Consider the following 25,485-nt stretch of genomic DNA (forward strand, 5'->3'; position numbering starts at 1 on the left):
GCCCACGGCGTCCTGGCCGGCGGCCTTGAAGGCGGCCGCGATGACCGGGCGCTGGGCGTTCCATACCGCATCTGCCAGGTTTTTTCAGGCGCCGGTCAGATAGAGTCGGCGGGTGCGACGATCCTGCATACCTGTCTTGCGTTCCACGAAGCCGCCATGGAGCAGGTCGTTGAGCACGCGATTGAGGCTCTGTTTGGTGATCTTGAGGAAGCCCAGCAATTCGGCGACCGAAAGTCCCGGATTACGCGCAATGAAATGCAAAGCGCGGGCGTGGGCGCGTCCTAAACCTGCGGCAGCGAGAACCACGGCGCTTTTGGCCGCCGCATCGCGCGCGGCGACAAAGAGCAAATCCAGTCCTTGCTTTAGCGCCTCGTCGCTAAGGTATAATGCACGGGTGTCGGGCGGCGCACTGCCGCGTATTACGTCAGGCATGCTGCCATAAATAGGCCCCGTGTTATGGATAGGCAAGGGGCCAGGCCCGCCAGGAAGCGAAAGGAATAAAGAATGGCCGATGTGATCCCCTTCGATATGCGCGACGGTTCGCTGTGGTTTGACGGCAAGCTGATCCCCTGGAAGGACGCCAAGATTCACGTACTGACGCACGGCCTGCACTACGCGTCCTGCGTATTCGAAGGCGAGCGGATGTATTCGGGCCGCATCTACAAGCTGAAGGAGCACACCGAGCGCCTGTTCGAGAGCGCCCGCATCCTCGGCATCCATATTCCGTACACCGCCGATGAGATCAACGCGGCCTGCATGGCGGCCTGCGAAGTGCAGAAATACACCGACGCCTATGTCCGTCCGGTGGTGTGGCGCGGCTCGGAGATGATGGCGGTGGCGGCGCAGCAGACCAAGACGCATGTGGCGATCGCCACCTGGTCGTGGCCGTCCTATTTCGATCCCGAGACCAAGATGAAAGGCATCCGCCTCGACATCTCGCAGTGGAAGCGCCCGGCGCCCGATACTGCGCCGACCGCCGCCAAGGCCGCCGGTCTCTACATGATCTGCACCATGTCGAAGCACGCCGCCGAGGACAAAGGCTATACCGACGCGCTGATGCTGGACTATCGCGGCTACGTCGCCGAAGCCACCGGTGCCAACATCATCTTCGTCAAGGATGGCGTGCTGCATACCCCGACGCCGGACTGCTTCCTCGATGGCATCACGCGCCGCTCGGTGGAAGCCTTGGCGCGCATCCGCCAGCTTCAGGTGGTGGAACGGCACATCCAGCCGGATGAGATGGCGGACTTCTCCGAGGCATTCCTCTGCGGCACGGCGGCGGAAGTGACCCCGGTATCGGAGATCGGCCCCTACAAGTTCACGCCGGGCGACATTTCGCGGGCGCTGCTCAACGATTATCTCGCCGACGTTCAGCGCGAGAAGTCGGTGGTCGAGCTCTGAGAGCGCTTTCAGGAAAAGTGGCTCCCGGTTTTCCGCCCGAAAGCGCGGCAATTTAAGTCCAGCGGGCGGCGGCTTCGTCGTCTGCGGACTTGGCCGCCACCCATCGTGACCCTGATGCGAGGCGCTCTTCTTTCCAGAAGGGCGCCTTCGTTTTGAGGTGATCGATCAGGAATTCGCACGCGGCGAAGGCTTCGCGGCGGTGGGCGGCAGCGACCGCCACCAGCACGATGGCCTCGCCGGGCTTCAACTCGCCGACGCGGTGCACGACCACGATACCCGACAGCGGCCAGCGCGCCGCCGCGGCATCCACCTGGCGGGCGATTTCGCGTTCGGTCATGGCGGGATAATGTTCGAGCCGCAGCGTCTGCAGTCCCGGTTCGGCGCGCACCGAGCCGACGAAACTCACCACTGCGCCGGCTCCAGCGAGCGGCTGCAGTTCGGCGGCGCTATCGAACGGCGCGGCTTGGATGCGGATGACGGCGTCCATGCGCCAGTCGTAGCGCAGAATAAGGATCGCGGCTACGCCGCCGGCAGGCGGAAGCGGAACACCGTGCCGCCCGCGGGATTGGGCTCGGCCCAGATGGTGCCGCCGTGGCTGGTGATGATGCTGCGGCAGATCGAAAGCCCGACGCCCATGCCTTCTTTTTTGGTGGTGACGAAGGGGCTGAACAGCTTGGTCGCGATGTCCGGCGGCAGGCCGGGACCGGTATCATGAAGCGCGAATTCGACCCATCCCGGCGCGGCGTGTCGGGCGGCGATGGCCAGGCGGCGCTCCGGCGAGCTGCGCATGGCATCGAGGGCGTTGCGGATCAGATTGACCAGCACCTGCTGGATCTGGATGCGATCGATGGTGACGGCGGGCAGATCGGTGGCGGCGTCGATGGTGAGGGCGACGTCGGTGTCGAGCGGGCCGAGAAGGGCAACCGCATCCTCGATCAGCACCGCCGGCGATACCGCCGCGTGTTCGCAGTCGCGCTTCTCGATGAAGCGGCGGAGGCGGTTGAGGATGGTGGCGGCACGATGGATCTGCTGGGCGGCGCGCTCGCTGTAGTCCGCCGCCTTGGCGCAATCGCCCTGGGCGGCCGTGCGCCGCAGCGCGGCGAGATAGTTGTTGGCGGCGGCGAGCGGATGGCTGACGTCGTGGGCCAGCATGGCGGCGGTTTCGCCCATCACTGCCAGCCGCTGGATGTGCATCAGCTCCGATTGCATCTGGCGGGCTTGGCGTCGTCCGCGTTCGCGCTGCAGCATCGATATGCCGGCGAGGCCGAGCGTCGGTCCGATCAGCGCCATCAACAGCGCAAAGGCGATGAAATTCAGGATGTGGCGGTCGGTATCGCTGCGGGTTTCCTCGTAGCGCGTGGTTTGCTCGGCCCGGAACGCGGCCAGCGCCCGGCTGCCGGCATGACTGTCGCGTCCGCTGGCCAGGGCTGTAATCTCGTTGTCGATCGCAGCGGCAATCGCAGTCAGCGCGGCCGTTTCCGCGGGCGCCATCGTCCGCAGCGCCGCCAGGCGGCGGGCAGCATTGTGTCCCTCGATGCGCACCATTGCGGGAGCACCGCTGGCGTGAGCGGCGGCATGGGCGTCGAGCAGGTCCTCTTCGATGTTGCGGGTCTGCAGCACGATCGCCTGGGTGCGTTCCACCATCTGCATTTCGGCACGCAGGCGGCTCAGCATGACGCCGAGCGTCAAGGCGCTGGCCAGGAACAGGATGGCGGCAGCGATGATGGCGCTGATCCCGATCATCCAGGGTCTGGAGGTGGTGGGCAGGCGCCGGGCCGAATGGCGGCCGATCTGCCGGACCGTGTTGTGCATCGCCAGAATACGTGACGCGACGGTCATGTTCCGGGCCGTCTCGTTGGGAAGCGACGCATGACTGCTCATACCGTGTGCCGTTTCAGACCGATTGACGATGTGTCACGATTTGCGAGGGTTCGCAATTGGGGAAGGATCGGAAATCGCACCATGATGCGAAAATGCCATTTCCGCAACGTCGTTTGTCATGCTTACAATCAAATTGTAAGCTGCCTTAACGGAATGCGGAAGGGGGTCAGCCGCCGGTGACCGGCGGAAAGAACGCGACTTCGTCGGAGTCCTGGAGCGGCGCATCGAACCGGACATGGACCTGATTGACCGCCGCCCTCAGCGCCTTGGGATCGGCGAAAACCGCAGCGTAAGCGCCGTCCCGCCCGGCAAGGTGGGCGACAAGTTCCCCCACCGTAGCGATACTTTCCGGCAGCCGATAGTGCTCCTCGCTGCGCTCCAGGCGCTGGCGGACTGAGGCAAAGTAGAGAAGGCGCACCTAGGCGCCGATTTCGCGGCGCCGGGTATGGGCGAGGCCGGCGCGCAAATAGACGTAGCCGGTTGCCACCGTCAGCCCGGCCGCAACCCACAGGGTGACGTAGGCGAGCGCCAGCGAACCGGGGATGACGCGGTCGGCGATGGGGCCGAGGATCATGGCGCCGATGGCGATCATCTGGACCACCGTCTTGATCTTGGCGAAGAAGGTCACCGGCACGCTGACATTGGCGCCGGCGAGGAACTCGCGAAGACCCGAGACCAGGAACTCGCGGCTCAGGATCACCAGCGCCGGCACCAGCTTCATCAGGCCGGCAAGACCCTCGGGGTCGAGCTTGAACTGGTGAATGCCGCCTTCGGCGACCAGCATCATCAGCGCCACGCCAACCAGGATCTTGTCGGCGATCGGGTCGAGCATGCGGCCGAAGTCGCTGCCGGCGTTGAACTTGCGGGCGGCGAAGCCGTCGAGCGCATCGGAGATGCCGGCGATGCAGAACACCGCGAAGGCGACCAGCCGGGCGGTTTCGCCGGGCAGCACGAAGGCTACCGCGAAGACGGGGACCAGGATGATGCGAAACACGGTGAGGATATTGGGCAGTCGTACCATAGCTGCCAGCTTAGACCACTTTCGCCGCGTTGGGGACAAGTCCCTACGTCAACCGGCGCCGCCGCCGGGGTGGAAGAAATCGTAGATTTTCTTTGCCAGGGTGGCCGAAACCCCGCTGACCGCCTCAATATCGGTCAGACTGGCGGCCGAAACGGCTTTGGCCGAGCCGAAGTGCTGCAGCAGCGCGCGCTTGCGCCCGGCGCCGACGCCGGCAATCTCGTCGAGCGGATTGGCGCCGATCGCCTTGGAGCGCTTCTTGCGATGCGTGCCAATGGCGAACCGGTGCGCCTCGTCGCGCAGGCGTTGCAGGTAATAGAGCACCGCGCTCTTCTGATCGAGGCGGAACGGCGGCTTGCCGGGCAGGTGGAAATGTTCGTAGCCGGCATCGCGCTCGGCACCCTTGGAGATCGCCGCCAGCGTCACCCCTTCCACCCCGAGATCGGCGAACACCTGGCAGGCGATGGCGAGCTGGCCGGGGCCGCCGTCGATCAGGGCGAGATCGGGGCGCCTCGCCTTGGCGTCCTCGTCGTCCTTCACCAGCCGGGCGAAGCGCCGCGTCAGGACCTCGCGCATCATGGCGTAGTCGTCGCCGGGCGTGAGTTCGGCGGTCTTGATGTTGTACTTGCGGTACTCGCCTTTTTCGAAGCCCTCGGGCCCGGCCACGATCATGCCCCCGACCGCGTGGCTGCCGGCGATGTGCGAGTTGTCGTAGACCTCGATGCGGCGCACGGTTTCCAGTCCGAACAGGTCGGCGACGCCTTCCAGCAGCTCGCGCTGGGCCGAGTTCTCCGCCATCCGTCGCGCCAGCTGTTCGCGTGCATTGGTGCGGGCCATGGTGATGAGATCGTGCTTCTCGCCGCGTTCTGGCACGGTGATATGCACCTTGCGCGCCGAACGCATGGCGAGGGCTTCCGCCAATAGCTCGCGGTTGGGAATGTCGTCGGACACGAGGATCAGGCTGGGGGCCGGGCGTTCGTCGTAGAACTGTCCGATGAAGGTTTCGAGAATTTCGCCAGCCGACAGGTCGGCGGTCTGGCGCGGGAAATAGGGCTTGTTGCCCCAGTTCTGCCCGGCGCGGAAGAAGAACACCTGGATGCAGACGTCATTGCCTTCGCAATGGATAGCAAAGAGATCGGCCTCGGCGAAGGTGGCAGGATTGATGCCTTGGGTCCCAAGCACATGGCTCATGGCGCGGATGCGGTCGCGCAAGCGGGCGGCACTTTCGAAGTCGAGCGCCTCGGCGGCGGCTTCCATCTCCTTCGCCAGCTTTTCCTGCACGGCGCGGCTTTTGCCTTCGAGGAAGCGCATTGCCTCGCCGACCAGCTCGCCATAGGCGGCGCCATCGATGCGTTCGACGCACGGCGCCGCGCAGCGCTTGATCTGGAACAACAGGCACGGGCGCGAGCGGGTCTCGAACACCGAATCCGAACACGAGCGGAGCAGGAACGCGCGCTGCAAGGTGTTCAGCGTGCGGTTGACGGCCCCGGCGCTGGCGAACGGGCCGAAATAAAGCCCCTTGGTGGTGTGGGCGCCGCGGTGCTTCAGAAGCTGCGGGAAGTCGTGATCCTGGCGCAGGAGAATGAAGGGGAAGGATTTGTCGTCGCGATAGGAAACGTTGTAGCGCGGCTTCAGCCGCTTGATCAGATTGGATTCGAGCAGCAGCGCCTCGGTTTCCGAGGCCGTGGTGACGAACAGCATCTCGGCGGTTTCCGAGATCATCCGCGCGATGCGCTCGGTATGCCCGCCCGATTTGGCGTAGTTGGAAACCCGCTTCTTGAGGCTCTTGGCCTTGCCGACGTACAGCACCGTGCCGTCGGCACCCAGCATGCGATAGACGCCGGGCGCGTCGGGCAGCGTCTTCAGGTACGCCTCGATGCGGGCGACGCCTTTCAGGGGTGCTTCGGTCGACTGGTCGGTCATGACCGGCAGATATAAGGCCTCGTCCGCGTTCGTGCGAGGGGGTCAGGCGGCGGCGGCGTCGGTCTCGGGCAGGGTGCGCTCCGCAGGGAAGGCGAGCGTGCAGATGGTGCCGCGGTGGCGCTCCGACTGGATGGAGAAGCGCGCGCCGTGCAATTCCGCCAGGCGTTTGCAGATCGGCAGGCCGAGCCCGGCGCCGGCGGTGTTGTCGGTCAGTGCGGCAGCGGCGCGGCCGAACGGTTCCATGGCGCGCGGAATCTGATCCGGGCTCATGCCGATGCCGCTGTCGCGCACCTCCACCACGATGGTGCCGCCGCTGACCTTGGCCGTGATGCTGACATCGCCGCCGGTCGGGGTGAACTTGATGGCGTTGTCGACGAGATTGAGCAGCATCTGGCGCAGCTTTGCCGTGTCCGCCTTCAGCATCGGCAGGTGGGGTGAGATATAGGCCTGCAGCGCGATGCCGGCATGCCCGGCGTTGGCCGCCGTCTGATCGATCACACCGCGGATCATGGCGGCGAGATCGACGCTTTCCTCCTTCAGCACCAGGGTGCCGGCCTCGCCCTGGCTGAGGGTCAGAAGTTCTTCGGCGACGGTCAGCAGGTCGCGACCGCTGGTAAACACATGCTCGGCGTATTCCTTGTAGCGCATATGCCCGAGAGAGCCGAAAATCTCGCCGCGCATGGCTTCGGAAAATCCGAGGATGGCATTCAGCGGCGTGCGCAATTCGTGGCTCAACTGAGCCAGCGTCGACCATTTGTCGGTACGGGCGGCATCGCGTTCGTCGCGCGCCTTGTCCGCCGAGGCCTTCAGCATCTGGTTGTCGACGCGCAATTCCAGGGTTGAGGCGATGAACCGGTTGGTGCGCCACGCGGTCAGCGAGATCACCGCGTAATAGAGAATCATCAAGGCGCCGGCACCGGCGATGTCCGGATTGCGTTGGACCAGCATGACGCCGATTTGGGGGATGGCGAAATTGAGGCTGAAGGCAAGGTAGGCGGGGTAGTAGACCGCAATACTCGACACCGATCCGGCCGTCATGCCGGCGGCCGTCACCGCAACGAGCACGAAATCCATGTCGTCGCCCCACACCGGCAAGCCAAGGCAGATCGCGCCCCAGGCCAGGCCGGTCAAGCCGGCGCCGATGGCGAACTTTCGCGCGCTGCACGGCGTACAGCGTTGCGCCATGGGCGTGTGGTGAAACCGCCATTGCTGCCACAGCCGGGCGCTGCAGAGCGCTGTCATCACGGCGAGCCAGGCGGCGAGTACCGCGAGGGGGTAGACATCAGCGAGCAGGTAGGCGATCACGGCGGCAACCGGCACGTTAGTGGCGATCGCGACCGTGTTGTGATGAAGCAGCTCGAGCTTTTCGCTGAGGATGCGCTCGGATCGCGTCATTCCGTCCGGGGGCATCACAAGACTCCAGCAGGTTGCAACACCAGACTAGGGGGCGCGCTTTTAACACACCGTGAAAGTGTGCCATGGTCTCTGCGGTGCTGTTTAACGCAGGCGCCACAAAAAGCGCGATTTCATGGGTTTTATTGCCATCTACGTAGTAACCGCAACGATTGCCCGGCTACCGCCGCTTGCGCGCGGAACGCGAATGACGCGATGCGGTTAAAAAACGGATGCATCGTCGCCAGCATGGTGATGACGGCGACATTCGATGCGACGCCAGCCGGTCAGCGCCGCTTGCGCTCGATTTCGACGCCGGCGCTTTCGGCATTCTTGAGGGCTTCGAGCTTTTCCACCCGGACGCGCACCATCCGCACGCGCACGTCTTCGAAGCAGATCTTGGCGACCTGTTCGGCGAGAGTTTCGGCGAGCGCGACATGGCCGCCGGCGACCAGCTTCCTCACCTTTCGGGTGATGTCGGCATAATCCACCACCGATTCCAGCCGGTCTTCCATCACCGGCGCGTCGTCCACCGCCATGTCGACGTTGAGCCGCACCTTTTGCGTTTTGCCGTGCTCGTGGCTGTAGATGCCGATTTCGACATCGAGTTCGAGATTGCGGATGAAGACGTGCCGGATGCCGGCTTCCACATCGGCAATGCGCAAAGGCTCGGTGTTCGTCATCGCTTAATTCCTCGCGCGACCAATCGGAAAACCGGTACCCACTTTTCCGGTCGCGCTCATTCCTTCACCGCCACGTCCGCGGTCTGCCAGATGAGGTGCTGGCCGCCGTCGACGGCGATCATCTGGCCGGTCACCGAACCGGCGCCGAGGAGATAGCGCACCGCCTCGCATACGTCCTGAGGCTCGGCGCCGCGGCCCAAGACGGTGGCTTCGCGCTGGCGCGCGAAATCGGCTTGGCTCTGGCGGGCGTTGATCATGGTCGGGCCCGGCCCCACCGCATTGACCCGCACCTTCGGCGCCAGCGCCTGCGCCAGTGTCGTGGTAAGCCATTTGAGGCCGGCTTTGGACAGGCTGTAGGAGAGGAATTGCGGCGTCGGCTTCAACACGCGCTGGTCGATGATGTTGACGATGGCGCCGCTGCCGTCGCGCGGCACCTGATGCGCGAAGGCCTGGCTCAAAACGAACGGCGCGCGCAGGTTGGTTTCGAGGTGATGATCCCAGCTCGAGCGCGTCACCGAATACCAGTCGTCGTTTTCGAACACCGAGGCCGAGTTGATCAGGCCGGTGAGCGGGCCGAGCTCCGCCACGGCGCGCGCCACCAGGGTTTCGGTCTCGCTTTCGCGCGACAGGTCGGCCTTCAGAAGCGCGACCTTGACCCCCGCCGTCATGGCATCGGCGCACGTCGCACGCGCTTCCTTTTCCGATGAATTGTAATGCAGCGCGATGGCGAAGCCGTGCCGCGCCAGATCGAGCACGATGGCCCGCCCGAGCCGCTTGGCACCGCCGGTGACGAGGATGGTTCCGCTCATGGCGGGAAGATTAGGCCGCCCCGTGCACCATTTCCAGCCGTGGTTCGGGCTCGCGCTGGTGGACGAACTTGATTTGCGAGTCCAGCTCCCTGAGCTGCTTGAGCTGGGCCCGGCGGGTGCCGATGAAGCGGTAGAGTTCGGCCGGCACCCCGTGCGCGACGGCAATGCCCATATGCTTGGCGGCGGCGAAGCGGATCAGCTGGGAATGATAGCTGCGCCCGCTGGTCAGCTTTTTCGCCAGCGAGACGCGCGCGTTCGCCTGCTTGTGGTTGGGGTGGATCAGGTCTTCGACGATCTTGGCTTCGTCCTTCAGCGCCCGCTCGGCGACCTTGGCGGCCAGCCGCAGCGTTTCGCTTGCCCGGGGACCGGCCTTGCGCGCCAGCTCGACGAGATCGCGCGCCGGTGTGCCTTCGATATGGATGTCGATCGGCGTCAGATTGGCGTCCTTGCCGAGATGGATTTCCGCGCAGGCGAGCGCGACTTCGGTGCCGGCGCTCTCGGCGTAGAAGGGCACGAAGGCGGCGGTGTTGCGCCGCCCGACCAGCGCCGCGGCGATGCGGTTGCCGGCGGTGGCGCTGCCGCCGTGGGTGTGCAGGATGACGTCGACCGGATCGTCGGGCCCGAGCATCGCCAGCACGGTGAGAAGGTCGGTGGCGTCTTCGGCATCGAGGCCGTCGTCGCCTTCATGGATCAGGGCAAGAACGGTGCGCTCGGGCCGCGGCCAGATCGTCTGCAGCTGGCGTTGGGTCTGGATCCAGTCGTTCTCAATGGAGGTTCGCCGGGCGCTGGCGGCGGCCAGGAAACGCACTGCACCGTCACTGTGGAAACGCAAATCTCTCGTAGCCATGGTCATCCCTTGCAACATGGCGCGTACAGGCGAAAGCGGGCGGCGGGAAGTGATGGCTGACGGTAATGTTAAGCGAATACTGCCACGCGTTTCGTAACGACACCCCCAATTGAGCACTTCAACTTAGTCGCAACTAGCTGAGCCCGTTATCTGATACCCACAATTACTCTGTTTCTAATCGGGCGCAACGGCTTTAGTCGCGACTAATATGTAGTCGCAACAATGCGTTGGGGCGGCAACGCTAAGCGCCTGCGCACGCAACGGAAAGCCGTCCGCATACGCCAATTTTTGTCACACGGTGTGTCTCAGTGGCCGAAACCGACCAGCTTCTTGGTCTCGGCGATGATCGGGGCCGCAATTGCCGCCGCCTTGGCCGCACCGTCGTCGAGGATGCGGTCGAGTTCGGCCGGATCGCCGAGGAGCTCGCGCATCTTGACCGCGATCGGGGCGATCTTGGCGACCGCGAGATCGGCGAGCTCGTTCTTGAAGCCGGAGAATTGCTGGCCGGCGAAGCGGGCGATGATCTCGCTGCGCGGCACATCGGCGAGGGCGGCGAAGATGTTGATCAGGTTCTCGGCTTCGGGGCGCCCCTCCAGGCCCTTTTCGTCGTCGGGCAAAGGATTGGGATCGGTGCGGGCCTTCCTGATTTTCTGCGCCACGCTGTCGGCATCGTCGGTGAGATTGATGCGGCTCATGTCGCTCTCGTCCGACTTCGACATTTTTTTGGCGCCGTCGCGTAACGACATCACGCGCGTGCCGGTGCCGAGAATGACCGGCTCCGGCTGCGGGAAGAAATCGGGCACCGCGTAGTCGTTGTTGAACTTGATGGCGATGTCGCGGGTCAGTTCGAGATGCTGCTTCTGGTCCTCGCCGACCGGCACATGGGTCGCTTTGTAGACCAGGATGTCGGCGGCCATCAGGGTCGGATAGGTGTAGAGGCCGACCGAGGCGCGCTCCTTGTGCTTGCCGGTCTTTTCCTTGAACTGGGTCATGCGGTCCATCCAGCCGAGGCGGGCGACGCAATTGAAGATCCAGGCCAGTTCCGCATGCGCCGGCACCGCCGACTGCTGGAACAGGATCGAGCGCTTGGGATCGACGCCGGCCGCGATATAGGCCGCCGCCACTTCGCGCACCGCCTTTTTCAACTCGTCCGCCTTGCCATAGGCGACCGCGGTGATGGCGTGCATGTCGACGACGCAGTAGATGCACGGCATCTGGTCCTGCAGCTTCACCCAGTTCTTCAAGGCGCCCAGATAGTTGCCGAGATGCAGCGTGTTGGTCGGCTGCATGCCGGAAAAGACGAGGGGGCTGTGGCTGGGCTCGGACATGGTTAAAATCCTGAAGGCGTGGCGGGGTTTATGGCGCGAACGGGCTGGTCTCGCAAGCCGACGCAGCGCCGCCGTCTTATCAAGGACGCAATCGGGAGTAGACTGGTGGCCATCTCGGGGGAGGGGGCCATGAAATCATTCGTTTGGGCGTGCATCGCGGCGTTGCTGGTGAGCGGGGCGGCGTTTGCCGAGGCACCGGACTGTCCGCGCCACCTCAAGGCAACGGCGGCACTCACTGCGGCGTATGCCGACGCGCGGTCTGAGGGCATCCAGGCGGTACGCCGGCACCTCGACGATCTCGAAGCGGCGCTCACCGACATGGACAAGCCGTGTCCGCAAGCCGACGGCGACGTCATCGTGCTGACCGACGGCATGATGGAGTCCCTGACCGCGATGATGGTGGCGTCCAAGGCCAATCCGGGCAAGCGCGTGGTGGCGGTGGCCAACCCCTATCCGATGATCGCGCTGATGCTGGGGTCCTATTACAACGAGATCAAACGCTACGACGATGCGGTGCGGGTGTTCGATCGCGAGCGGTCGTTCGACAAAGGCAATTCCGGCGAGACCCGTCCGGGCCTGGCGAGCGAGCGCGGCGCCGCATTGGGGCAGTTGCATCGCCTTGACGAGGCACTTGCCGCGTACGACGAAGGCTTGGCGCTGATCGGCGTCAACGATCGCGACAAGGCACGGCTCTATCGCGGCCGCGGCTATGTCCTGACCGAGATGGAGCGTCTCGACGACGCCGAAGCTGCCTATCGCGAGTCGCTGAAACTGGAGCCGGGCAACCAGCTCGCGCTTGGCGAACTCGATTACATCGCCAAGCTGCGCCTCGGCGGTCGCAAAGCACCGAGCAGTAGCCTCGCACCGTTGCCGCCGCCGAAACCGCCGGCCCCCGCAGCGCCGGCGCCCGCCGATCCACAGACGCCACCGGTCTAGAGCGGCGGACGTTCGGCCGAAATCCCCAGATCGTCCGACGCCCCTCGGTGTCATGGCCCGCGACTGCGGGCCGTCCAGGTGCCATCTGGCACAGCCCCTAAGATCGCGACAGATTTGACCTGGGTCGCCCGCATTTGCGGGCGATGACAGTGTTGGGGTGGCGATCTCACATCAAAGTCGGGAAAGATGTGATCCCGTCTGAATGCCCTTTGCTCTACTCCGACAGTTTGCCTTCCACCGCCCGGAGCAGGATGTCCTCGATGGCGTTGAGCCGGTCGGGGTGGACGATCTTGTGGCCGTAGCCGTCGCGCACGTAGAACACGTCGACGACGCGCTCGCCGTAAGTGGCGATCATCGCCGAGGAGATCGACAGGCCGCAATCGAACAGCGCCGTCGACACATCGTAAAGGAAGCCGACGCGGTCGCGGCCTCTGACTTCGATGACGGTCGCCGAATGCGAGGCTTCGTTGTCGAACGACACCCGGCTCGGCACATTGAACGCCGAGGCGCGGCTCTTGGGCGGGCGTTTGGCGAACAGGGCACGCGGTACCGCTTCGCCGCGCACGATCTTGAGGATGGTCTGCTTGAGGCGCTCGGCGCGCGACGCATCGCCGAACGGTCCGCCGTCGGCATCCTGCACCGAGAAAATGTCGAGCGCGAAGCCGTCCGAGGTCGTGAATACCTTGGCATCGACGATCGAACCGCCCGCTGCCGCGATGGCGCCGGTGACCTGGGCAAACAGGCCGGGATGGTCGGGCGTATAGACGGTGATTTCGGTCACCGCGCGGAACACGTTCGACACCGCGTCGAGCGCGAGCAGTTCGCCCTTGGCATCGGCCGCCGCCATCATGCGGGCGTGGCGGACGTGAGTTTCGGTGTCGAGCGTCAGCCAATAGGTGTCGTAGTGGCGGCCGATCAGGCGCTCGCGTTCTTCCGCCGGCATGTCGGCGAGCTGCTGGTCCAGCGCCGCCTTGGCGTCGTCCACCCGCACCGAATGCGAGCGGGTCTGGTCGCCGCCCGAGATCACCGCCTCGGCTTCGTAGAACAGCTCGCGCAACAGCTGGCCCTTCCAGCCGTTCCACACGCCCGGGCCGACCGCGCGGATGTCGGCGACGGTCAAAACGAGCAGCATGCGCAGATATTCCGGCGACTGCACGACATCGGCGAAGTCGCGCACCGTCTTGGGATCGGCGATATCGCGGCGCTGGGCGGTGTCGCTCATGACGAGGTGATGTTCTACCAGCCAGGCGACGATGGCGGTGTCGTCTTCGGTCAGGCCCCATCTCAGGCAGCAATGACGGGCGATTTCGCCGCCGATGGCGGAATGGTCGCCGGGCAGGCCCTTGGCGATATCGTGCAGCAGCGCGGCGCAGAACAGCACTTCGCGCTTGGTGACGCGCTTCATGATGTCGTGGGCGATCGGATGATCGTCCTTCATCTCGCCGTGTTCGATGGCGGCGACGTTGCCGACGGCGCGGATCAGGTGCTCGTCCACCGTATAGTGGTGGTACATGTTGAACTGCATCAGCGCCACGACGCGGTCGAACTCGGGCACGAAGCGCCCCAGTACGCCGGATTCGTTCATCCGCTTCAGCGCCTTTTCCGGATTGTTCTTCGACGACAGGCATTCGAGGAACAGCTTGTTGGCCTCGGGATTGGCGCGCAGCGCGTCGTCGATCAGGTCGAGCGAGCGGGTGATGGTGCGAAGCGCATCGGGATGGACCGGAATGCCCTTGGTATCCGCCATGTGATAGATGCGCAGGAAATTGACCGGGTCTTTCTTGAAAATGTCGGGCTTGGCGTTGATGCGGCCGGCTTCGACGAAGAAGTCGTCGTCGTTGGAGCGCAGGCGCAGGAAGCCGGGCATGATCGCGGCGATGGTGGAACGGTGCTTCTTGCGGTTCTGGACTTCCAGCGCCTTGCAGAAGATGCGGGTCAGGCCGCCGACATCCTTGGCGACCAGGAAGTAGGCGCGCATGAAGTTTTCCACCGCCTCGCGCGGATTGTCGGAGCTGTAGCCCATCGCTGCGGCGACGCCGGGCTGGGCATCGAACGACAGGCGTTCCTCGGCGCGCCCCATCAGGTAATGCAGGCGCACGCGCACGTCCCACAGGAACGCTTCCGCCTTCTGGAAGGTCTCGTATTCGTCTTTGGTGAAGACGTCGTGCTTGACCAGCTCGGCGGCGTCGTAGACGTGATAAAGATACTTGCCGATCCAGAACAGCGTCTGCAGGTCGCGAAGCCCGCCTTTGCCTTCCTTGATGTTGGGTTCCACCAGGAAGCGGCTTTCGCCTTGCAGTCGGTGGCGTTCGTCGCGTTCGGCGAGCTTGGCTTCGACGAATTCCTGGCCCGAGCCGGTCGCCACTTCGCTCCAGAACACCTTGCGCAGCTGGTCGTAGAGCGAAAGATCGCCCCACAGATAGCGCGCCTCCAGGATCGCGGTGCAGATGGTGATGTCCTGCTTGGCGAGGCGGACGCATTCGGGCAGCGAGCGGGTGGCGTGGCCGACCTTCAGCCCCAAGTCCCACAGCATGTAGAGGATGAATTCGATGACGTGCTCGTCCCACGGCGTCGGCTTGTTGGGACGGATGAAGAGCAGGTCGACATCGGAGCCCGGCGCCAGCTCGCCGCGGCCATAGCCGCCGGTGGCCACCACGGTCAGGTGTTCCGCCGTATTCTTCTTCGATTGCGGAAAGAACTCGCGCACCGCGAAATCGTACAGCACCTTGATGACGGCATCTTGGATCGCCGACAATTGGCGCGCCGCCTGCTGGCCGTGCAGCTTGCCGGTGACGACCTGATCCTTGACCCGGGCGCGCGCGTTCTGGAAGGCGCCCTTGATCAGCTGCAGGGCCTCCTTGCGCAACTCATCCTTGTCGGCGATGCGCTGGCTCAGATTGGCAAGGTCCTGGCGCAGGATATCGCCGTCGAGCGGGGCGGTGCGCGGGGGCTTTTTGGCAAGGCTCAAAGGCTGACATCCGGGGCTGCGGGCGGCATCAAACGGCGCGACGCGCCCAAACGCAAGGCGTCCGACGCGCCTGACCGAATAGGGGGTGCCTGTTTTCGGTCACGACGCGCGCCGATCGACGTTACGCGCTTAAAGTTTGGGCACAAACCCAGTTAAGATAGTCCGAAGACCCGGTTTCGATCGGTAGCACCACGAAGCACGGCACCGCATAAGGGTGCAGCGCCCGGGCGGCGGCGATCGCCGGCTCGGCCAACGCCCGTCGCGTTTTGAACAGCGCCGCGATTTCGCGCGCGGTTTCGAGCCTGCCCTCCCACTCATAGATGCTGGTGATCGGCGCCAAGAGGTTGGCGCAGGCCGCCAGTTTGGCGTGCACCAGATGTTCCGCCACCCTGACGGCGGATTCCTGATCGGGAAAGGTCGAATAAACGAAGACGAAGTCGCTCATGACAGGCACTATAGCGGGCGAACCAGCTAGGGAGAATTGTCTTGGCAAAAGTGACCGGGATCGGCGGCATCTTCTTCAAGTCGCCCGATCCGAAGAAATTGGCGGAGTGGTATCGCGAGGTCCTCGGGATTGCTATCGAGTCGTTCGGGTCGGCGCTGCTTAGCTATGACGCCGAAGGCCATCCGCCGTTCGCCATCTGGGGACCGTTTGCGTCCGATACCAACTATTTCGCGCCGTCCGGCCGTGAGTTCATGATCAACTTCGCGGTCGACGATCTCGACGGCTTCGTCGCCGGCCTCGACGCCAAGGGCATCGCGGTGCTCGGCCGCGAGGATCATGAGTACGGCCGCTTCGCCTGGATCACCGATCCTGATGGCACCAAGATCGAGCTGTGGCAGCCCTTGGGCTGACATCGCCACAAAACGAAACGGCGTGGGATGGCTCCCACGCCGTTCGCTAGTTCGGTCAATACCTGTTGCTCAGACGAGCTTCAGGTTCACCGCCTTGGGGCCGCGCTTGTCGGCTTCGACGTCGAAGCTGACCTTCTGGCCTTCATTGAGACCGCGAAGACCCGCAGCCTGCACGGCGGTCATGTGGACGAATACGTCCTTGCCGCCGCCTTCCGGCGCGATGAAACCGAAGCCCTTGGTGGTGTTGAAGAACTTAACTTGACCGATGGTCATGACGGCTTTCTCCTGAAAGCATTGGTAGTGTCTGCCGCGAACACCATGTTCGATGCAGTCGTCGCAGTCGCACCAGTGGGTTTCAGGAAAAGCGTCGTAGTCGTCACTCCAGGCCATTCTCCGATCGGGCTACTAAGTCCCGAGAAGAGCGGTTGGGCGCGCTTGAAACTTGTCTCTGTGGCTTGCGCGGCCTCGACGCGGGAATCCTTAGCCGAGGCACAGCTTTTAGGCAAGATGGGGGCAGGTCGGGGCCGCTTTAGCAGTCTTCTAATCTGGCGCGTCCGGGCGTGCGCGGATGGCACGAAAAGCGCGGAAAACCTGACAATTCGACGTCGCGCCAGCGCCCCTTCACGGCGGCCAAGTGGGCCGGAGCGATGCTTCACCGCGTGCGGGCGTGCTTGGCCGGCAGCGGTGCCTTGACGATCACGCCACAGGCGACGCGGATGCCAGCGCGCCCCTCGGGCTGGCTCTGATAATCGTCGCTGTCGCCATGGACGATGAGCGCGACGCCGTCACGGCCGAAGATCGAGCGCTTGCCGTCGCCGAGCGAGATCTGGGTCGAATAGAAACTGGCGTGCAGGCTGCCGTCGGCGGCGGCGAATTGCAGTGGCAGGTCGCCGGGCTTGGGGCCGCCTTTGGCGAAGTAGCCGTGCGAACGGCCGAAATCGAAATCCAGCACCGGCCCGGCCGAGGCAAAGCCGGTGGCCGCGTCGCACCGCCCCTTGGCGTGGATCAGGACCGCATGCGGCCCCGGTCTCAGCCCCTTGACCGCGATCTCGATGACGACGCCGTGCGGCGCCGCCTTGAAATGGGCGCTGCCGACCTCGCGCCCGGCGCTGTCGACCATTGTGGCCGAGGCCGTCGGCCCCGCCGCCGCGCTGGTCGCCGCCAGCGCCAAGACCAATCCCAGGACGATCCGCATGGTCCCCCCCGTGGTGGTGCCCTGTCGGCCGAGAGGCGGACAGAACGTCGCGTCCGGCACCACCCGCAAGCAGGGGCTCACCGGCGCTGGGGTTATGCTACACTAACAGCCCGGTCCCGTAAGGCCGCCCGTCGGCGAAGAGGCGGCCGCGCGCTCGAAATGACGAAGGGGGTAACGATGAACAAGGTGTTGTTGGCGTGTGCTGCTGCTGCCGCCATGCTGTCGGCGGCTCCGGCCGAGGATTTGCCCAAGCTGTCCGAGTTCCTGACCACCTGCTATCGCGACAACGCGGCGTGCATGCAGAAAATCAAGAATTATGTCGAAGCGGCCAAGAGCCAGAAAATCATCTGCCTGCCCGAAGATACCACGGTACGCGAAGCGGCGAATGAGACCTTGAGCTGGCTGCGCAAAGAGGAGAATTACCCCGCCGCGCTGAAGGATCAGCCGTTCGACGACGGGTTGTATGAAGCGACTTCGAAGCTCTATCCCTGCAAGAGTGCCGAGCCGCAGCCGCCGGTGCCGCCGCCGTCGACCGACACGCCGCAATAGCGCCCGCGTGCGAGACAGAACGTCCTAACCCGTTCTGTCCCCCCGGTTTTCCACAAGCTGATGGCACCCGTGTTCGGACGGGCGCGGTTCGAATCGTGTTTAAGTCGCCCCGCATCTGAGTCGGGGTCCCTTCATGACATCGCGTTTGGAAGTCATCGTCGGGCCGATGTTTTCCGGCAAGACCGAGCGGCTGATCGCCAAGCTGCATCGTGCCCAATACGCCAAGAAGCGGGTGCGCATCCTGAAGCCGGCGCACGACACGCGCACCCAGGGCTACATCGCCTCGCGCGCGGTCCTGCCCGACGGTACCACCCAGGTCACCGATCAGCTCTCCGCCGTGATGGTCCACGACGAGGACAGTTTCTGGAAGATCGTGAATCTCAACAAGTTCGACGTGCTGGCGATCGACGAGGCGCAGTTCTTTCCGCTCGACACCCCGATGCAGGATGCGCTTGGCTGGTTCGGCCGCGCCGTCCGCCGGCTGTTGCGCGAGCGCCGCAACACCGATTTGCGCATCATCGTCGCCGGCCTCGACATGGATTTCGCCGAGCAGCCGTTCGGACCGATCCCGGGGCTTCTGGCCATCGCCGACAGCGTCGAGAAACTGACGGGTGTGTGCATGGTGTGCGGTTCCGACGCCGGCTACATCTCCTTCCGGCTGGTCTCCGACGACAAGCAGCTGGTGGTCGGCGACATCGGCGAATACCAGGTGCGCTGCCGCAGCTGCTACGAGCCGCCGCGCAAGAAGGTCTGAGCGCGCTCATCCTTGTCACAGCCGGGCCCTCGGCGTGCCCGCATCTCGCCCAATTCGGTACGTTCTTCCTGGTGATTGGAAGGGCAACACCGGAGTGATCGATGATGCACTTTTCGAAGACGCTGAAATCGGCGGCCCTGGCCGGGCTCGCCGTGCTTGGGATGGTGGCGGCGACGCCCGCTGAGGCCGACCGTTACCATACGAGATGCGGCGAGGAGCGCTGCTGGCGCGTCGACTGCGACTGGGGCGATTGCCGCCGGGTTCCGGTGCGCTGGAACGAACCGTATCGCTATGACCGGCGTTATTACGACAGCGATCGTGATCGCTTCTATCGCTTGCACCATTTCGACCATCGTCGCGGCGTCTGGGTGTGCGACGGCGATTCCGAATATTGCCGCTGGTCGGCAGGGCATTGGTAAGGAGAGATGAAATGACTCGACTGGGAAAATTCGCCCTGGCAGGCGCGATGGCGAGCGTGCTGGTGATGGCAGGCGGCTGTGCCAGCCGCTACGACGACACCGGCTATTACGATAATAGCGGCAGCTATCACGATACCTGGCGCGATCGCGAACACTGGCGCGACCGTCAGGATGGCCAGGATTGGCGCGATCGCAGCGACAGCCAGAAGCGCGTCCGCGTCTGCGACGAGGATGGCGACAACTGCCATTGGGAATATCGCGACCGCTGAGCTACTTCACATTGAACCGCAGCGTCGGGCGGGAGCCTTCGCCCGGCGCTTGGCTGGAAGCGAAGCTGAAATTCAGCGCGCCTTGGCCATAGATGGCGATGCCCTTGCTGGTGCCGTCGATCAAGCGCTGCATCACCGCCGGATTGATGGCGATCAGTGTTTTTCCGTCGCGCTGCACGGCTGGCTGCACGTCGTAGAACAGCTGCCCGTTCAGCACGTCGAGCACCGGCCGGCCGGCGAAGAAGCTGTCCCAGGTGACGGTGTTGCGCTGGAAATCGGGCGCCGTGCCCTTGATCTCCACCGCCCGCAGATAGCCGAATTCTTCCAGGTTGGTGGGCGCCCAGGCGGCCGTGGCGGTGGTCAATTCGAGCACACCCCAGCCATCCACCGTGCGGCCTTTGAATTTCGCCAAATCGAACCGCAGAATGGTGATCTGGCTGCCGCTGATCGCATTGACATGAACGCCAAGCGTGCCTTCGTCGGGATTAAGCTCGGTCCAGTCCTTCAGGTTCACCCACGGATAAGCGGCATCGATGATGGCGTCTTCGGCCACCGTCAGAGTGTTGGCGAAGTGCGCCGCCAGCACCGGGCGATAGGTGAGCGGATTGCCGAGATCGGACGGCGTTTCCACCACGCTCGCCTTCACGTATTCGATTTCGGTGGTGTAGACGGCGCGGCCCATGTCGGTCATGCCGAGGGTGAGGAAAACGTCGTCGCCCGGCTTGACGTCAAGGCCGGTGTTGGTCCAGGCGATGGTGTGCCAGCCGGTGTCGGCGATATCGAACTCGCGCAGATTGGCGTGATAATCGGTGGTGCGGTTGGTATTGATCTGGAAATGCACCCGCCGCGGCGCATCCGAGAGGCGGATTTTCATCTCGACCCGCAAGGCATGTCCCGGCGTCACCAGTTTCGCCATGTCGACGTCCTTGGTGACGGCGCGCTTGATCAGGGCCCAGAAGATGTTGCGCTTGTCGGCGCGGGCATCGACGGTCATGAAGCCGTGATGGTTTTTCTGGGTCAGGCTGACGGTCGCCTCGCCTGAGCCGGTGAGCGTGCCCCAGCCGGTCTTGAAGCTGGGGTCCATCGCCAATGTCTTGCCGTGGAAATCTTCCAGAAAATCGGCGTGCGCGGCGCCAGCAAGCAATCCGGCCGTCACAAGCGCGAACAGCAGCTTCATCGCTACCCCCCAACATTATTGTTAGCGCTACCGTATGCCCGTCCCCAGCCGCCGGCAACGGCCTACAGCACGTAGCCCGCGACGATGCCGGCGAAGTACTGGTTGGAATCCTCGGTGACGGGGCTGTCGGCCGCCGGTCCGACCAGACGGGCATAATAGCCGCGTACCCCGACGCTGAAGTGGCGCGACAGGAACTGGTCGAGCGAGAGGGCGGCACCGACCCGGCTGAAACCGTCGCCGGGGGTGTACGCCGGCAAGCCGCTGGCGACGGAATTGGCTGGTGTCACGCCGAAATACATGCGCGCATACGGCCGCGACACCCACGACAGATCGCCGGTCAGCGACACGATGAAACCGGGGTTCACCGCCTCGATCGGGCGGCGCACGGTGGCGCGGGTGACGATCTGCCAGCCGCCTTTTTCGCCATAGACGGCGTTGTCGGCCATTACCGTCACGGTCTCGCCCGAGCGCGGGTCTTTGGCGACGTGCTCCCATTCGATGAAGCCGCCGGCGGTCTCGGTATCGTCGAGATGTTTGAAGAAGCGCACCGGCGAATCGACGTTGCCACGTCCGCGGCGGAAGCCGATCAGCGGCCCAAGGTGAAAGTCCTCGCTGTCGAGGACGTTGAAGCGCAAGGCGCCGCCTTCGAACCGGGCGTAATAATTTTCGTAGTTCAGCCGGCCTTCGATATACGGCAGCAGGACATAGGAGGCGGAGCCTTCGTATTCGGGCAAAAGGCTGAGTCCGAGCGAGCCGTAGCCGGCCCATTTCGACTGGCCTTCCTGCGGCACTTCCGAGGCGACAGTGCCGTTATCCGCGGCCGATGCCGCAGTCGCCAACGTCGCCAACACGGACGCCGCGATGGCTGCCGCCCACACTTGCATGAATGACTCCTCTGCCACACCGCCAGTGGGAACAACGGCAGAGGCGTGGCGAGGTTCCGACCAACGTCGGTTCAGCGCGCCCGGGTTTTCTTGGGTTTGGGCGGCGGGGCGGCGGCGGCGGCGAGGCGGTCGGCCTCTTCCTTGGCTAGGCGCAGGGCACGCAATTTGCTGATTTTGGCGGCGTCGGCGGCTTGCTGGCGCTCGATTTCCTTGCGCACTTCGCTATCGCGCCGCTCGGCGGCGGCGAAATGGTCCATGGCATTGCGGCGCGCGGTTTCGCGCTTGGCCGACGAGGGCGGCGCGATCTTGCTATTGTCGTCCGACATGGTGATCTCCCGGTAAGAATGAGAACGGGCAGGCGGCAAGTTGCTGCGCATCTGCCGCCTGCAACACGCCTCAGACTGCCTTGAGATTGGCGGCCTTGCTGCCACGGGCGTCCGGCTGGATGTCGAACGACACCTTCTGGCCTTCGGCCAGCGAGCGCATGCCGGCGGCTTCCACGGCGGTCATGTGGACGAACACGTCCTTGCCGCCGCCTTCCGGCGCGATGAAACCGAAGCCTTTGGCGACATTGAAGAACTTCACAGTTCCGATGGTCATGAGTTTTCCTTGCAGTGAGTGGTTCCGCGCTGTGCGACAGGCACAGACGGACGTGGAAAACGAGAGCATCAGCTTGTTGAGAAGGGTTCGTTCGGTCGTCGCGCGCTCAGGGCGGTCGGCATCCGTTGGAGCGCTTCGCCTGACGAGACGTAACAACCACGTAGCCACACCTTACAGGATCGCGCCGAAATAAACAAATCCCCAAATTCCGCAGCGACGCCCACGTTTTCCGGCCGCCGCCCCAAGGGGAAGGGGAGCCGGAAACGCCCCGGCGAAGCACCCGCCCCTGCCTGCCCGGACCGCATTTCCCGCCCCGGCCCATTCGATCTGCCAGTCGGGAACGCTTAGGGGATTGGTATTCTCGGCAGGCGTTTTGTGCGGCGCCCGATTTTGCTAGAACCGCCCCAAACGCGGCCACGCGAGGCGCAGCTTCTTGGACTTGTTCACCGACAGCCCTGCCGATGGCAGTTTGCGCTTCGCTTTGATCTTCTTTGCCGCCCGCGCAAATTCCTCGCCAAGGGCGTTGTAGGCGGCGCGGAATTTGATGTTCTTGAGCTTCTTGCGCTTCCAGGTGTCGAGCGACAGGACCGTATTTGATTGGAGCCTCATCGGAGCTCCCGCTGCGGTTCTCCTTATTATGTCATGGCCCGTGACTGCGGGCCATCAAGGTTTCGCTGCACCGGCGCTTCAGAATGGGTTCAACCCCGACCTCTGCCGATTGTGCAACACCACCTGGGTCGCCTGCATTTGCAGGCGATGACGCCGAGTGGGGTTGCGTATCATTGCTTACTTCGACCTGCTGCCGAATGTCTTCGGCACGCCTGGGCGGGCTTGGCGTTTGAGGCGGGTGCGGGAGCCTTTGCTGCCGGGCTTTTTCGGCGCTGTCGCTTTGACCCCGTCGCGCACGGCATTCAAAAACGCGGCATCCACGGCATCGTCCACCGCGCTCTGGCGCGCGAAAGGATCGTCGGCTACCGCCAGTTCCACCGTCGTCAGGCGCTTGATCTCATCGCGCAGGCGCGCGGCCTCTTCGAATTCGAGGTCGGCGGCGGCGTCCTTCATGCGCTTTTCGAGGTCGGCGATGTGGGCCTTGATGTTGTGGCCGATGAATTCCTTGCCGTCTTCGGCAAAGCCCAATTCACCTTGCCCCACGGTGACATGATCGCGCTCGTACATCGAGCCCATGATGTCGGCGATGTGCTTCTTCACGCTTTGCGGCGTGATGTTGTGGGCGGCGTTGTAGGCGGATTGCTTCTCGCGCCGGCGCGTGGTCTCGGCCATCGCCCGCTCCATCGAGCCGGTGATATGATCCGCATACAGAATGACGCGTGAATCGACGTTGCGCGCCGCCCGCCCGATGGTCTGGATCAGGCTGGTCTCGCTGCGCAAAAAACCTTCCTTGTCGGCGTCCAAAATCGCCACCAGGGCGCATTCGGGAATGTCGAGGCCTTCGCGCAACAGATTGATGCCGATCAAGACGTCGAAGGCGCCGAGCCGGAGGTCGCGGATGATCTCGATGCGCTCGATGGTTTCCACGTCCGAATGCATATAGCGCACGCGGATGCCCTGTTCGTGCATGTATTCGGTGAGGTCCTCCGCCATTTTCTTGGTCAGCGTCGTCACCAGGGCGCGATAGCCGCGCTTGGCGATGGCGCGGCATTCGGCGATCAGATCGTCAACTTGCGATTCCACCGGTCTCACTTCGACCGGTGGATCAATAAGGCCGGTCGGGCGGATCACCTGTTCGGTGAAAACGCCGCCGGTGCGTTCCATTTCCCAATTGCCGGGGGTCGCCGAAACGTAAACCGTCTGCGGCCGCATTGCGTCCCACTCTTCGAACTTGAGCGGCCGGTTGTCGAGGCACGAGGGCAGGCGGAAGCCGTATTCCGAGAGCGTCGATTTGCGCCGATAATCGCCTTTGTACATGGCGCCGATCTGCGACACCGAAACATGGCTTTCGTCGCAGAACACCAGCGAGTCATCGGGCAGGTATTCGAACAGTGTTGGCGGCGGCTCGCCCGGTTTGCGCCCCGTCAGCCAGCGCGAATAGTTTTCGATACCGGCGCAACTGCCGGTCGCTTCGATCATCTCCATGTCGAAATTGGTGCGCTGCTCCAGCCGCTGCGCTTCCAGCAGCTTGCCCTCGGCCCGGAAGCGCTCCAGGGTCACAATCAGCTCGGCCTTGATGCCTTTGATCGCCTGGGCCAGGGTCGGGCGCGGTGTCACATAGTGCGAATTGGCGTAGACTTTGATGGTCTCCAGCGTGCCGGCGCTGCGGCCGGTGAGCGGATCGAATTCGGAAATCTGGTCGACCTCGTCGCCGAACAGCTCCACCCGCCAGGCGCGGTCTTCATAATGCGCCGGGAATATGTCGATGACGTCGCCGCGCACCCGAAAAGCGCCGCGGACGAAATTGTCGTCGTTGCGGCGGTATTGCAGCGCCGACAGTTCGCGCATCAGATCGTTGCGGTCGAGGCGGCTGCCCTTCTTGATCGTCAGCGCCGTGCCGGAATAGGTCTCCACCGCGCCGATGCCGTAGATGCACGACACGCTGGCGACGATGATGACGTCGTCGCGTTCGAGGATGGCGCGCGTCGCCGAATGGCGCATACGATCGATCTCCTCGTTGATGGAGGAGTCTTTCTCGATATAGGTGTCGGTACGCGGGATATAGGCTTCCGGCTGGTAATAGTCGTAATACGAAACGAAATACTCGACCGCGTTGTGCGGGAAGAAGCTTTTCATCTCGGCGTAAAGCTGCGCCGCCAGGGTCTTGTTGGGGGCGAGGATCAGGGCCGGGCGCTGCACCGCTTCGATCACCTTGGCCATGGTGAAGGTCTTGCCCGAGCCGGTGACGCCCAAAAGCACCTGGTCGCGCTCGTTGGCATTGGCGCCGCTTACCAGATCGGCGATCGCGGTCGGCTGGTCGCCCGCCGGCTCGTATTCCGAGACCAGCACGAAGCGCTTGCCGCCCTCGGATTTCTCCGGCCGCGACGGGCGGTGCGGAACGAACCCGGCGATTTCCGCCCCGGTCATCTCGCCGAAGCCGCGTACTTCCCCGGGCCCCCGGGGCACCATGCCGTTGTTGTGCATGGCAAGACTATAACGGACGTTTCCGTTGTGTTCCAGAGGTGTCGATGGTATTGTAAGGAGGTAAGGAGACCTTTCATGAATGCGGTATTCGGCAAAGTGACGGCCAAGGCGCAGACGACATTGCCCAAAGAAGTTCGCGAGGCGCTGGGCGTGAAGCCGGGTGATACGCTGGTCTACCGGATCGCCAAGGGGAAGGTGACTCTGGCGCGAGCCGAGCCGCTGGATCGGACCTACCTCAAGGCGTTGGAAACGACGCTGTCGGAGTGGAACAGCCCGGAAGACGCGGCGGCGTTCGATAAACTCTAAGCTAGGTCGATGGGGGCGGACATGATGATTTGCGAGGCGGGTGAGGTGGCCGTCGTACCGTTCCCGTTCACCGACATGGCAGTGGCCAAGCCGCGGCCTGCCCTGGTGCTGTCGACCCAGAAAGCGAACGGTGAAAGCGGCAACACCGTTTTCGCCATGATCACCACTGCTGCAAAAAGTCACTGGCCGACCGACGTG

30 protein-coding genes are annotated in these 25,485 nt (G+C 64.0%); 9 read left to right on the forward strand and 21 right to left on the reverse strand.

Going from position 1 to position 25,485, the window contains the following annotated elements; all coding sequences use genetic code 11:
- Positions 1-84: 84 nt before the first annotated feature.
- Positions 85-432 (reverse strand): MarR family transcriptional regulator, encoded by a 348-nt coding sequence (locus tag AC1P6P_RS00750; protein ID WP_481400546.1) that lies wholly within the window; start codon positions 430-432, stop codon positions 85-87.
- Between the two features lie 72 nt (positions 433-504).
- Here AC1P6P_RS00750 and AC1P6P_RS00755 point away from each other — a divergent pair, with 72 nt between their 5' ends.
- Positions 505-1,401: a branched-chain amino acid aminotransferase gene (locus tag AC1P6P_RS00755; protein ID WP_481400521.1), complete on the forward strand. Its 897-nt coding sequence runs from the start codon at positions 505-507 to the stop codon at positions 1,399-1,401.
- Positions 1,402-1,453: 52 nt separating this feature from the next.
- Here the strand turns inward: AC1P6P_RS00755 and AC1P6P_RS00760 are convergent, their stop codons facing one another.
- From AC1P6P_RS00760 to trpS, 10 genes are all read right to left on the reverse strand, one after another.
- On the reverse strand, positions 1,454-1,888 hold the full coding sequence (locus AC1P6P_RS00760; RefSeq protein WP_481400522.1) for a molybdenum cofactor biosynthesis protein MoaE: 435 nt from the start codon (positions 1,886-1,888) through the stop codon (positions 1,454-1,456).
- 32 nt (positions 1,889-1,920) lie between these two features.
- On the reverse strand, positions 1,921-3,240 hold the full coding sequence (locus AC1P6P_RS00765) for a sensor histidine kinase (RefSeq protein WP_481400523.1): 1,320 nt from the start codon (positions 3,238-3,240) through the stop codon (positions 1,921-1,923).
- Positions 3,241-3,448: 208 nt separating this feature from the next.
- Positions 3,449-3,700 carry a molybdopterin converting factor subunit 1 gene (moaD, locus tag AC1P6P_RS00770; protein WP_481400524.1) on the reverse strand — a complete coding sequence of 84 codons (252 nt, stop codon included), beginning with the start codon at positions 3,698-3,700 and terminating at the stop codon, positions 3,449-3,451.
- Complete coding sequence (pgsA, locus tag AC1P6P_RS00775) at positions 3,701-4,303, reverse strand: CDP-diacylglycerol--glycerol-3-phosphate 3-phosphatidyltransferase (RefSeq protein WP_481400525.1); 603 nt, start codon at positions 4,301-4,303, stop codon at positions 3,701-3,703.
- 48 nt (positions 4,304-4,351) lie between these two features.
- Positions 4,352-6,223: an excinuclease ABC subunit UvrC gene (gene uvrC / locus AC1P6P_RS00780; protein WP_481400526.1), complete on the reverse strand. Its 1,872-nt coding sequence runs from the start codon at positions 6,221-6,223 to the stop codon at positions 4,352-4,354.
- A 42-nt stretch (positions 6,224-6,265) separates the two neighbouring features.
- On the reverse strand, positions 6,266-7,633 hold the full coding sequence (locus tag AC1P6P_RS00785) for a sensor histidine kinase (protein ID WP_481400527.1): 1,368 nt from the start codon (positions 7,631-7,633) through the stop codon (positions 6,266-6,268).
- Between the two features lie 269 nt (positions 7,634-7,902).
- The gene (folB, locus tag AC1P6P_RS00790; protein WP_481400528.1) at positions 7,903-8,298 is read right to left on the reverse strand and encodes a dihydroneopterin aldolase; all 396 of its coding nucleotides are present in this window, start codon (positions 8,296-8,298) and stop codon (positions 7,903-7,905) included.
- Positions 8,299-8,354: 56 nt separating this feature from the next.
- Entirely contained in the window at positions 8,355-9,107 is a 753-nt protein-coding gene (locus AC1P6P_RS00795) for an SDR family oxidoreductase (RefSeq protein ID WP_481400529.1), read from the reverse strand.
- 10 nt (positions 9,108-9,117) lie between these two features.
- Positions 9,118-9,954, reverse strand: a complete 837-nt coding sequence (locus tag AC1P6P_RS00800; RefSeq protein WP_481400530.1) for an SDH family Clp fold serine proteinase — start codon at positions 9,952-9,954, stop codon at positions 9,118-9,120.
- A gap of 305 nt (positions 9,955-10,259) precedes the next feature.
- Positions 10,260-11,282: a tryptophan--tRNA ligase gene (gene trpS, locus AC1P6P_RS00805; RefSeq protein ID WP_481400531.1), complete on the reverse strand. Its 1,023-nt coding sequence runs from the start codon at positions 11,280-11,282 to the stop codon at positions 10,260-10,262.
- Between the two features lie 129 nt (positions 11,283-11,411).
- On the opposite strand from trpS, the gene AC1P6P_RS00810 reads away from it, so the two are divergent.
- Positions 11,412-12,218 (forward strand): hypothetical protein, encoded by an 807-nt coding sequence (locus AC1P6P_RS00810; RefSeq protein ID WP_481400532.1) that lies wholly within the window; start codon positions 11,412-11,414, stop codon positions 12,216-12,218.
- Between the two features lie 214 nt (positions 12,219-12,432).
- Here AC1P6P_RS00810 and AC1P6P_RS00815 read toward each other — a convergent pair whose 3' ends face one another.
- Both AC1P6P_RS00815 and cutA read right to left on the reverse strand, forming a co-directional pair.
- A complete protein-coding gene (locus tag AC1P6P_RS00815) occupies positions 12,433-15,186 on the reverse strand; it encodes a [protein-PII] uridylyltransferase (RefSeq protein ID WP_481400533.1) in 2,754 nt (917 codons plus the stop codon).
- 121 nt (positions 15,187-15,307) lie between these two features.
- A complete protein-coding gene (gene cutA / locus AC1P6P_RS00820; protein WP_481400534.1) occupies positions 15,308-15,631 on the reverse strand; it encodes a divalent-cation tolerance protein CutA in 324 nt (107 codons plus the stop codon).
- A 50-nt stretch (positions 15,632-15,681) separates the two neighbouring features.
- On the opposite strand from cutA, the gene AC1P6P_RS00825 reads away from it, so the two are divergent.
- A complete protein-coding gene (locus tag AC1P6P_RS00825; RefSeq protein ID WP_481400547.1) occupies positions 15,682-16,041 on the forward strand; it encodes a VOC family protein in 360 nt (119 codons plus the stop codon).
- 69 nt (positions 16,042-16,110) lie between these two features.
- On the opposite strand, the gene AC1P6P_RS00830 is transcribed toward AC1P6P_RS00825, so the two are convergent.
- Both AC1P6P_RS00830 and AC1P6P_RS00835 read right to left on the reverse strand, forming a co-directional pair.
- Positions 16,111-16,314, reverse strand: coding sequence for a cold-shock protein (locus tag AC1P6P_RS00830; protein WP_166932955.1), 204 nt, complete (start codon positions 16,312-16,314; stop codon positions 16,111-16,113).
- A gap of 379 nt (positions 16,315-16,693) precedes the next feature.
- Positions 16,694-17,236 carry a superoxide dismutase family protein gene (locus AC1P6P_RS00835; protein WP_481400535.1) on the reverse strand — a complete coding sequence of 181 codons (543 nt, stop codon included), beginning with the start codon at positions 17,234-17,236 and terminating at the stop codon, positions 16,694-16,696.
- Positions 17,237-17,413: 177 nt separating this feature from the next.
- On the opposite strand from AC1P6P_RS00835, the gene AC1P6P_RS00840 reads away from it, so the two are divergent.
- The 4 genes from AC1P6P_RS00840 to AC1P6P_RS00855 all read left to right on the forward strand — a co-directional run bounded on the left by AC1P6P_RS00840 (position 17,414) and on the right by AC1P6P_RS00855 (position 19,227).
- A complete protein-coding gene (locus AC1P6P_RS00840) occupies positions 17,414-17,785 on the forward strand; it encodes a Rap1a/Tai family immunity protein (RefSeq protein WP_481400536.1) in 372 nt (123 codons plus the stop codon).
- Positions 17,786-17,918: 133 nt separating this feature from the next.
- Entirely contained in the window at positions 17,919-18,539 is a 621-nt protein-coding gene (locus tag AC1P6P_RS00845) for a thymidine kinase (protein WP_481400537.1), read from the forward strand.
- Positions 18,540-18,640: 101 nt separating this feature from the next.
- A complete protein-coding gene (locus AC1P6P_RS00850; protein WP_481400538.1) occupies positions 18,641-18,958 on the forward strand; it encodes a hypothetical protein in 318 nt (105 codons plus the stop codon).
- 11 nt (positions 18,959-18,969) lie between these two features.
- Positions 18,970-19,227, forward strand: a complete 258-nt coding sequence (locus AC1P6P_RS00855; protein ID WP_481400539.1) for a hypothetical protein — start codon at positions 18,970-18,972, stop codon at positions 19,225-19,227.
- Between the two features lies 1 nt (position 19,228).
- Here AC1P6P_RS00855 and AC1P6P_RS00860 read toward each other — a convergent pair whose 3' ends face one another.
- The 6 genes from AC1P6P_RS00860 to uvrB form a co-directional block, all read right to left on the reverse strand.
- Positions 19,229-20,404, reverse strand: coding sequence for a hypothetical protein (locus AC1P6P_RS00860; protein ID WP_481400540.1), 1,176 nt, complete (start codon positions 20,402-20,404; stop codon positions 19,229-19,231).
- Between the two features lie 62 nt (positions 20,405-20,466).
- Positions 20,467-21,288, reverse strand: coding sequence for a MipA/OmpV family protein (locus AC1P6P_RS00865; RefSeq protein WP_481400541.1), 822 nt, complete (start codon positions 21,286-21,288; stop codon positions 20,467-20,469).
- Positions 21,289-21,359: 71 nt separating this feature from the next.
- Positions 21,360-21,614 carry a transcriptional regulator gene (locus tag AC1P6P_RS00870; RefSeq protein WP_481400542.1) on the reverse strand — a complete coding sequence of 85 codons (255 nt, stop codon included), beginning with the start codon at positions 21,612-21,614 and terminating at the stop codon, positions 21,360-21,362.
- 70 nt (positions 21,615-21,684) lie between these two features.
- Positions 21,685-21,888, reverse strand: coding sequence for a cold-shock protein (locus AC1P6P_RS00875; protein ID WP_481400543.1), 204 nt, complete (start codon positions 21,886-21,888; stop codon positions 21,685-21,687).
- A gap of 393 nt (positions 21,889-22,281) precedes the next feature.
- Complete coding sequence (locus tag AC1P6P_RS00880; protein ID WP_481400544.1) at positions 22,282-22,497, reverse strand: hypothetical protein; 216 nt, start codon at positions 22,495-22,497, stop codon at positions 22,282-22,284.
- Positions 22,498-22,674: 177 nt separating this feature from the next.
- Positions 22,675-24,924, reverse strand: coding sequence for an excinuclease ABC subunit UvrB (uvrB, locus tag AC1P6P_RS00885; protein ID WP_481400548.1), 2,250 nt, complete (start codon positions 24,922-24,924; stop codon positions 22,675-22,677).
- A gap of 132 nt (positions 24,925-25,056) precedes the next feature.
- On the opposite strand from uvrB, the gene AC1P6P_RS00890 reads away from it, so the two are divergent.
- Positions 25,057-25,287, forward strand: coding sequence for an AbrB/MazE/SpoVT family DNA-binding domain-containing protein (locus AC1P6P_RS00890; RefSeq protein ID WP_481400545.1), 231 nt, complete (start codon positions 25,057-25,059; stop codon positions 25,285-25,287).
- Between the two features lie 24 nt (positions 25,288-25,311).
- A partial coding sequence (locus tag AC1P6P_RS00895) for a type II toxin-antitoxin system PemK/MazF family toxin (RefSeq protein WP_481400549.1) occupies positions 25,312-25,485 on the forward strand: 174 nt, incomplete at its 3' end.

The organism is Rhizomicrobium sp., from assembly GCF_056722145.1.

Excerpts from the sequence above, each read along its gene's own strand:
- AC1P6P_RS00795 (WP_481400529.1), bottom strand. The coding sequence starts at position 9,107 with ATGAGCGGAACCATCCTCGTCACCGGCGGTGCCAAGCGGCTCGGGCGG.
- AC1P6P_RS00860 (WP_481400540.1), bottom strand. The coding sequence starts at position 20,404 with ATGAAGCTGCTGTTCGCGCTTGTGACGGCCGGATTGCTTGCTGGCGCC.
- uvrC (WP_481400526.1), bottom strand. The coding sequence starts at position 6,223 with ATGACCGACCAGTCGACCGAAGCACCCCTGAAAGGCGTCGCCCGCATC.
- AC1P6P_RS00765 (WP_481400523.1), bottom strand. The coding sequence starts at position 3,240 with ATGACCGTCGCGTCACGTATTCTGGCGATGCACAACACGGTCCGGCAG.
- pgsA (WP_481400525.1), bottom strand. The coding sequence starts at position 4,303 with ATGGTACGACTGCCCAATATCCTCACCGTGTTTCGCATCATCCTGGTC.
- cutA (WP_481400534.1), bottom strand. The coding sequence starts at position 15,631 with ATGAGCGACTTCGTCTTCGTTTATTCGACCTTTCCCGATCAGGAATCC.
- trpS (WP_481400531.1), bottom strand. The coding sequence starts at position 11,282 with ATGTCCGAGCCCAGCCACAGCCCCCTCGTCTTTTCCGGCATGCAGCCG.
- AC1P6P_RS00850 (WP_481400538.1), top strand. The coding sequence starts at position 18,641 with ATGATGCACTTTTCGAAGACGCTGAAATCGGCGGCCCTGGCCGGGCTC.
- AC1P6P_RS00830 (WP_166932955.1), bottom strand. The coding sequence starts at position 16,314 with ATGACCATCGGTCAAGTTAAGTTCTTCAACACCACCAAGGGCTTCGGT.
- AC1P6P_RS00800 (WP_481400530.1), bottom strand. The coding sequence starts at position 9,954 with ATGGCTACGAGAGATTTGCGTTTCCACAGTGACGGTGCAGTGCGTTTC.
- AC1P6P_RS00845 (WP_481400537.1), top strand. The coding sequence starts at position 17,919 with ATGACATCGCGTTTGGAAGTCATCGTCGGGCCGATGTTTTCCGGCAAG.
- AC1P6P_RS00870 (WP_481400542.1), bottom strand. The coding sequence starts at position 21,614 with ATGTCGGACGACAATAGCAAGATCGCGCCGCCCTCGTCGGCCAAGCGC.
- AC1P6P_RS00855 (WP_481400539.1), top strand. The coding sequence starts at position 18,970 with ATGACTCGACTGGGAAAATTCGCCCTGGCAGGCGCGATGGCGAGCGTG.
- AC1P6P_RS00835 (WP_481400535.1), bottom strand. The coding sequence starts at position 17,236 with ATGCGGATCGTCCTGGGATTGGTCTTGGCGCTGGCGGCGACCAGCGCG.
- AC1P6P_RS00875 (WP_481400543.1), bottom strand. The coding sequence starts at position 21,888 with ATGACCATCGGAACTGTGAAGTTCTTCAATGTCGCCAAAGGCTTCGGT.
- AC1P6P_RS00865 (WP_481400541.1), bottom strand. The coding sequence starts at position 21,288 with ATGCAAGTGTGGGCGGCAGCCATCGCGGCGTCCGTGTTGGCGACGTTG.
- uvrB (WP_481400548.1), bottom strand. The coding sequence starts at position 24,924 with ATGACCGGGGCGGAAATCGCCGGGTTCGTTCCGCACCGCCCGTCGCGG.
- AC1P6P_RS00760 (WP_481400522.1), bottom strand. The coding sequence starts at position 1,888 with ATGGACGCCGTCATCCGCATCCAAGCCGCGCCGTTCGATAGCGCCGCC.
- folB (WP_481400528.1), bottom strand. The coding sequence starts at position 8,298 with ATGACGAACACCGAGCCTTTGCGCATTGCCGATGTGGAAGCCGGCATC.
- AC1P6P_RS00755 (WP_481400521.1), top strand. The coding sequence starts at position 505 with ATGGCCGATGTGATCCCCTTCGATATGCGCGACGGTTCGCTGTGGTTT.
- AC1P6P_RS00750 (WP_481400546.1), bottom strand. The coding sequence starts at position 432 with ATGCCTGACGTAATACGCGGCAGTGCGCCGCCCGACACCCGTGCATTA.
- AC1P6P_RS00890 (WP_481400545.1), top strand. The coding sequence starts at position 25,057 with ATGAATGCGGTATTCGGCAAAGTGACGGCCAAGGCGCAGACGACATTG.
- AC1P6P_RS00880 (WP_481400544.1), bottom strand. The coding sequence starts at position 22,497 with ATGAGGCTCCAATCAAATACGGTCCTGTCGCTCGACACCTGGAAGCGC.
- AC1P6P_RS00840 (WP_481400536.1), top strand. The coding sequence starts at position 17,414 with ATGAACAAGGTGTTGTTGGCGTGTGCTGCTGCTGCCGCCATGCTGTCG.
- AC1P6P_RS00810 (WP_481400532.1), top strand. The coding sequence starts at position 11,412 with ATGAAATCATTCGTTTGGGCGTGCATCGCGGCGTTGCTGGTGAGCGGG.
- AC1P6P_RS00785 (WP_481400527.1), bottom strand. The coding sequence starts at position 7,633 with ATGCCCCCGGACGGAATGACGCGATCCGAGCGCATCCTCAGCGAAAAG.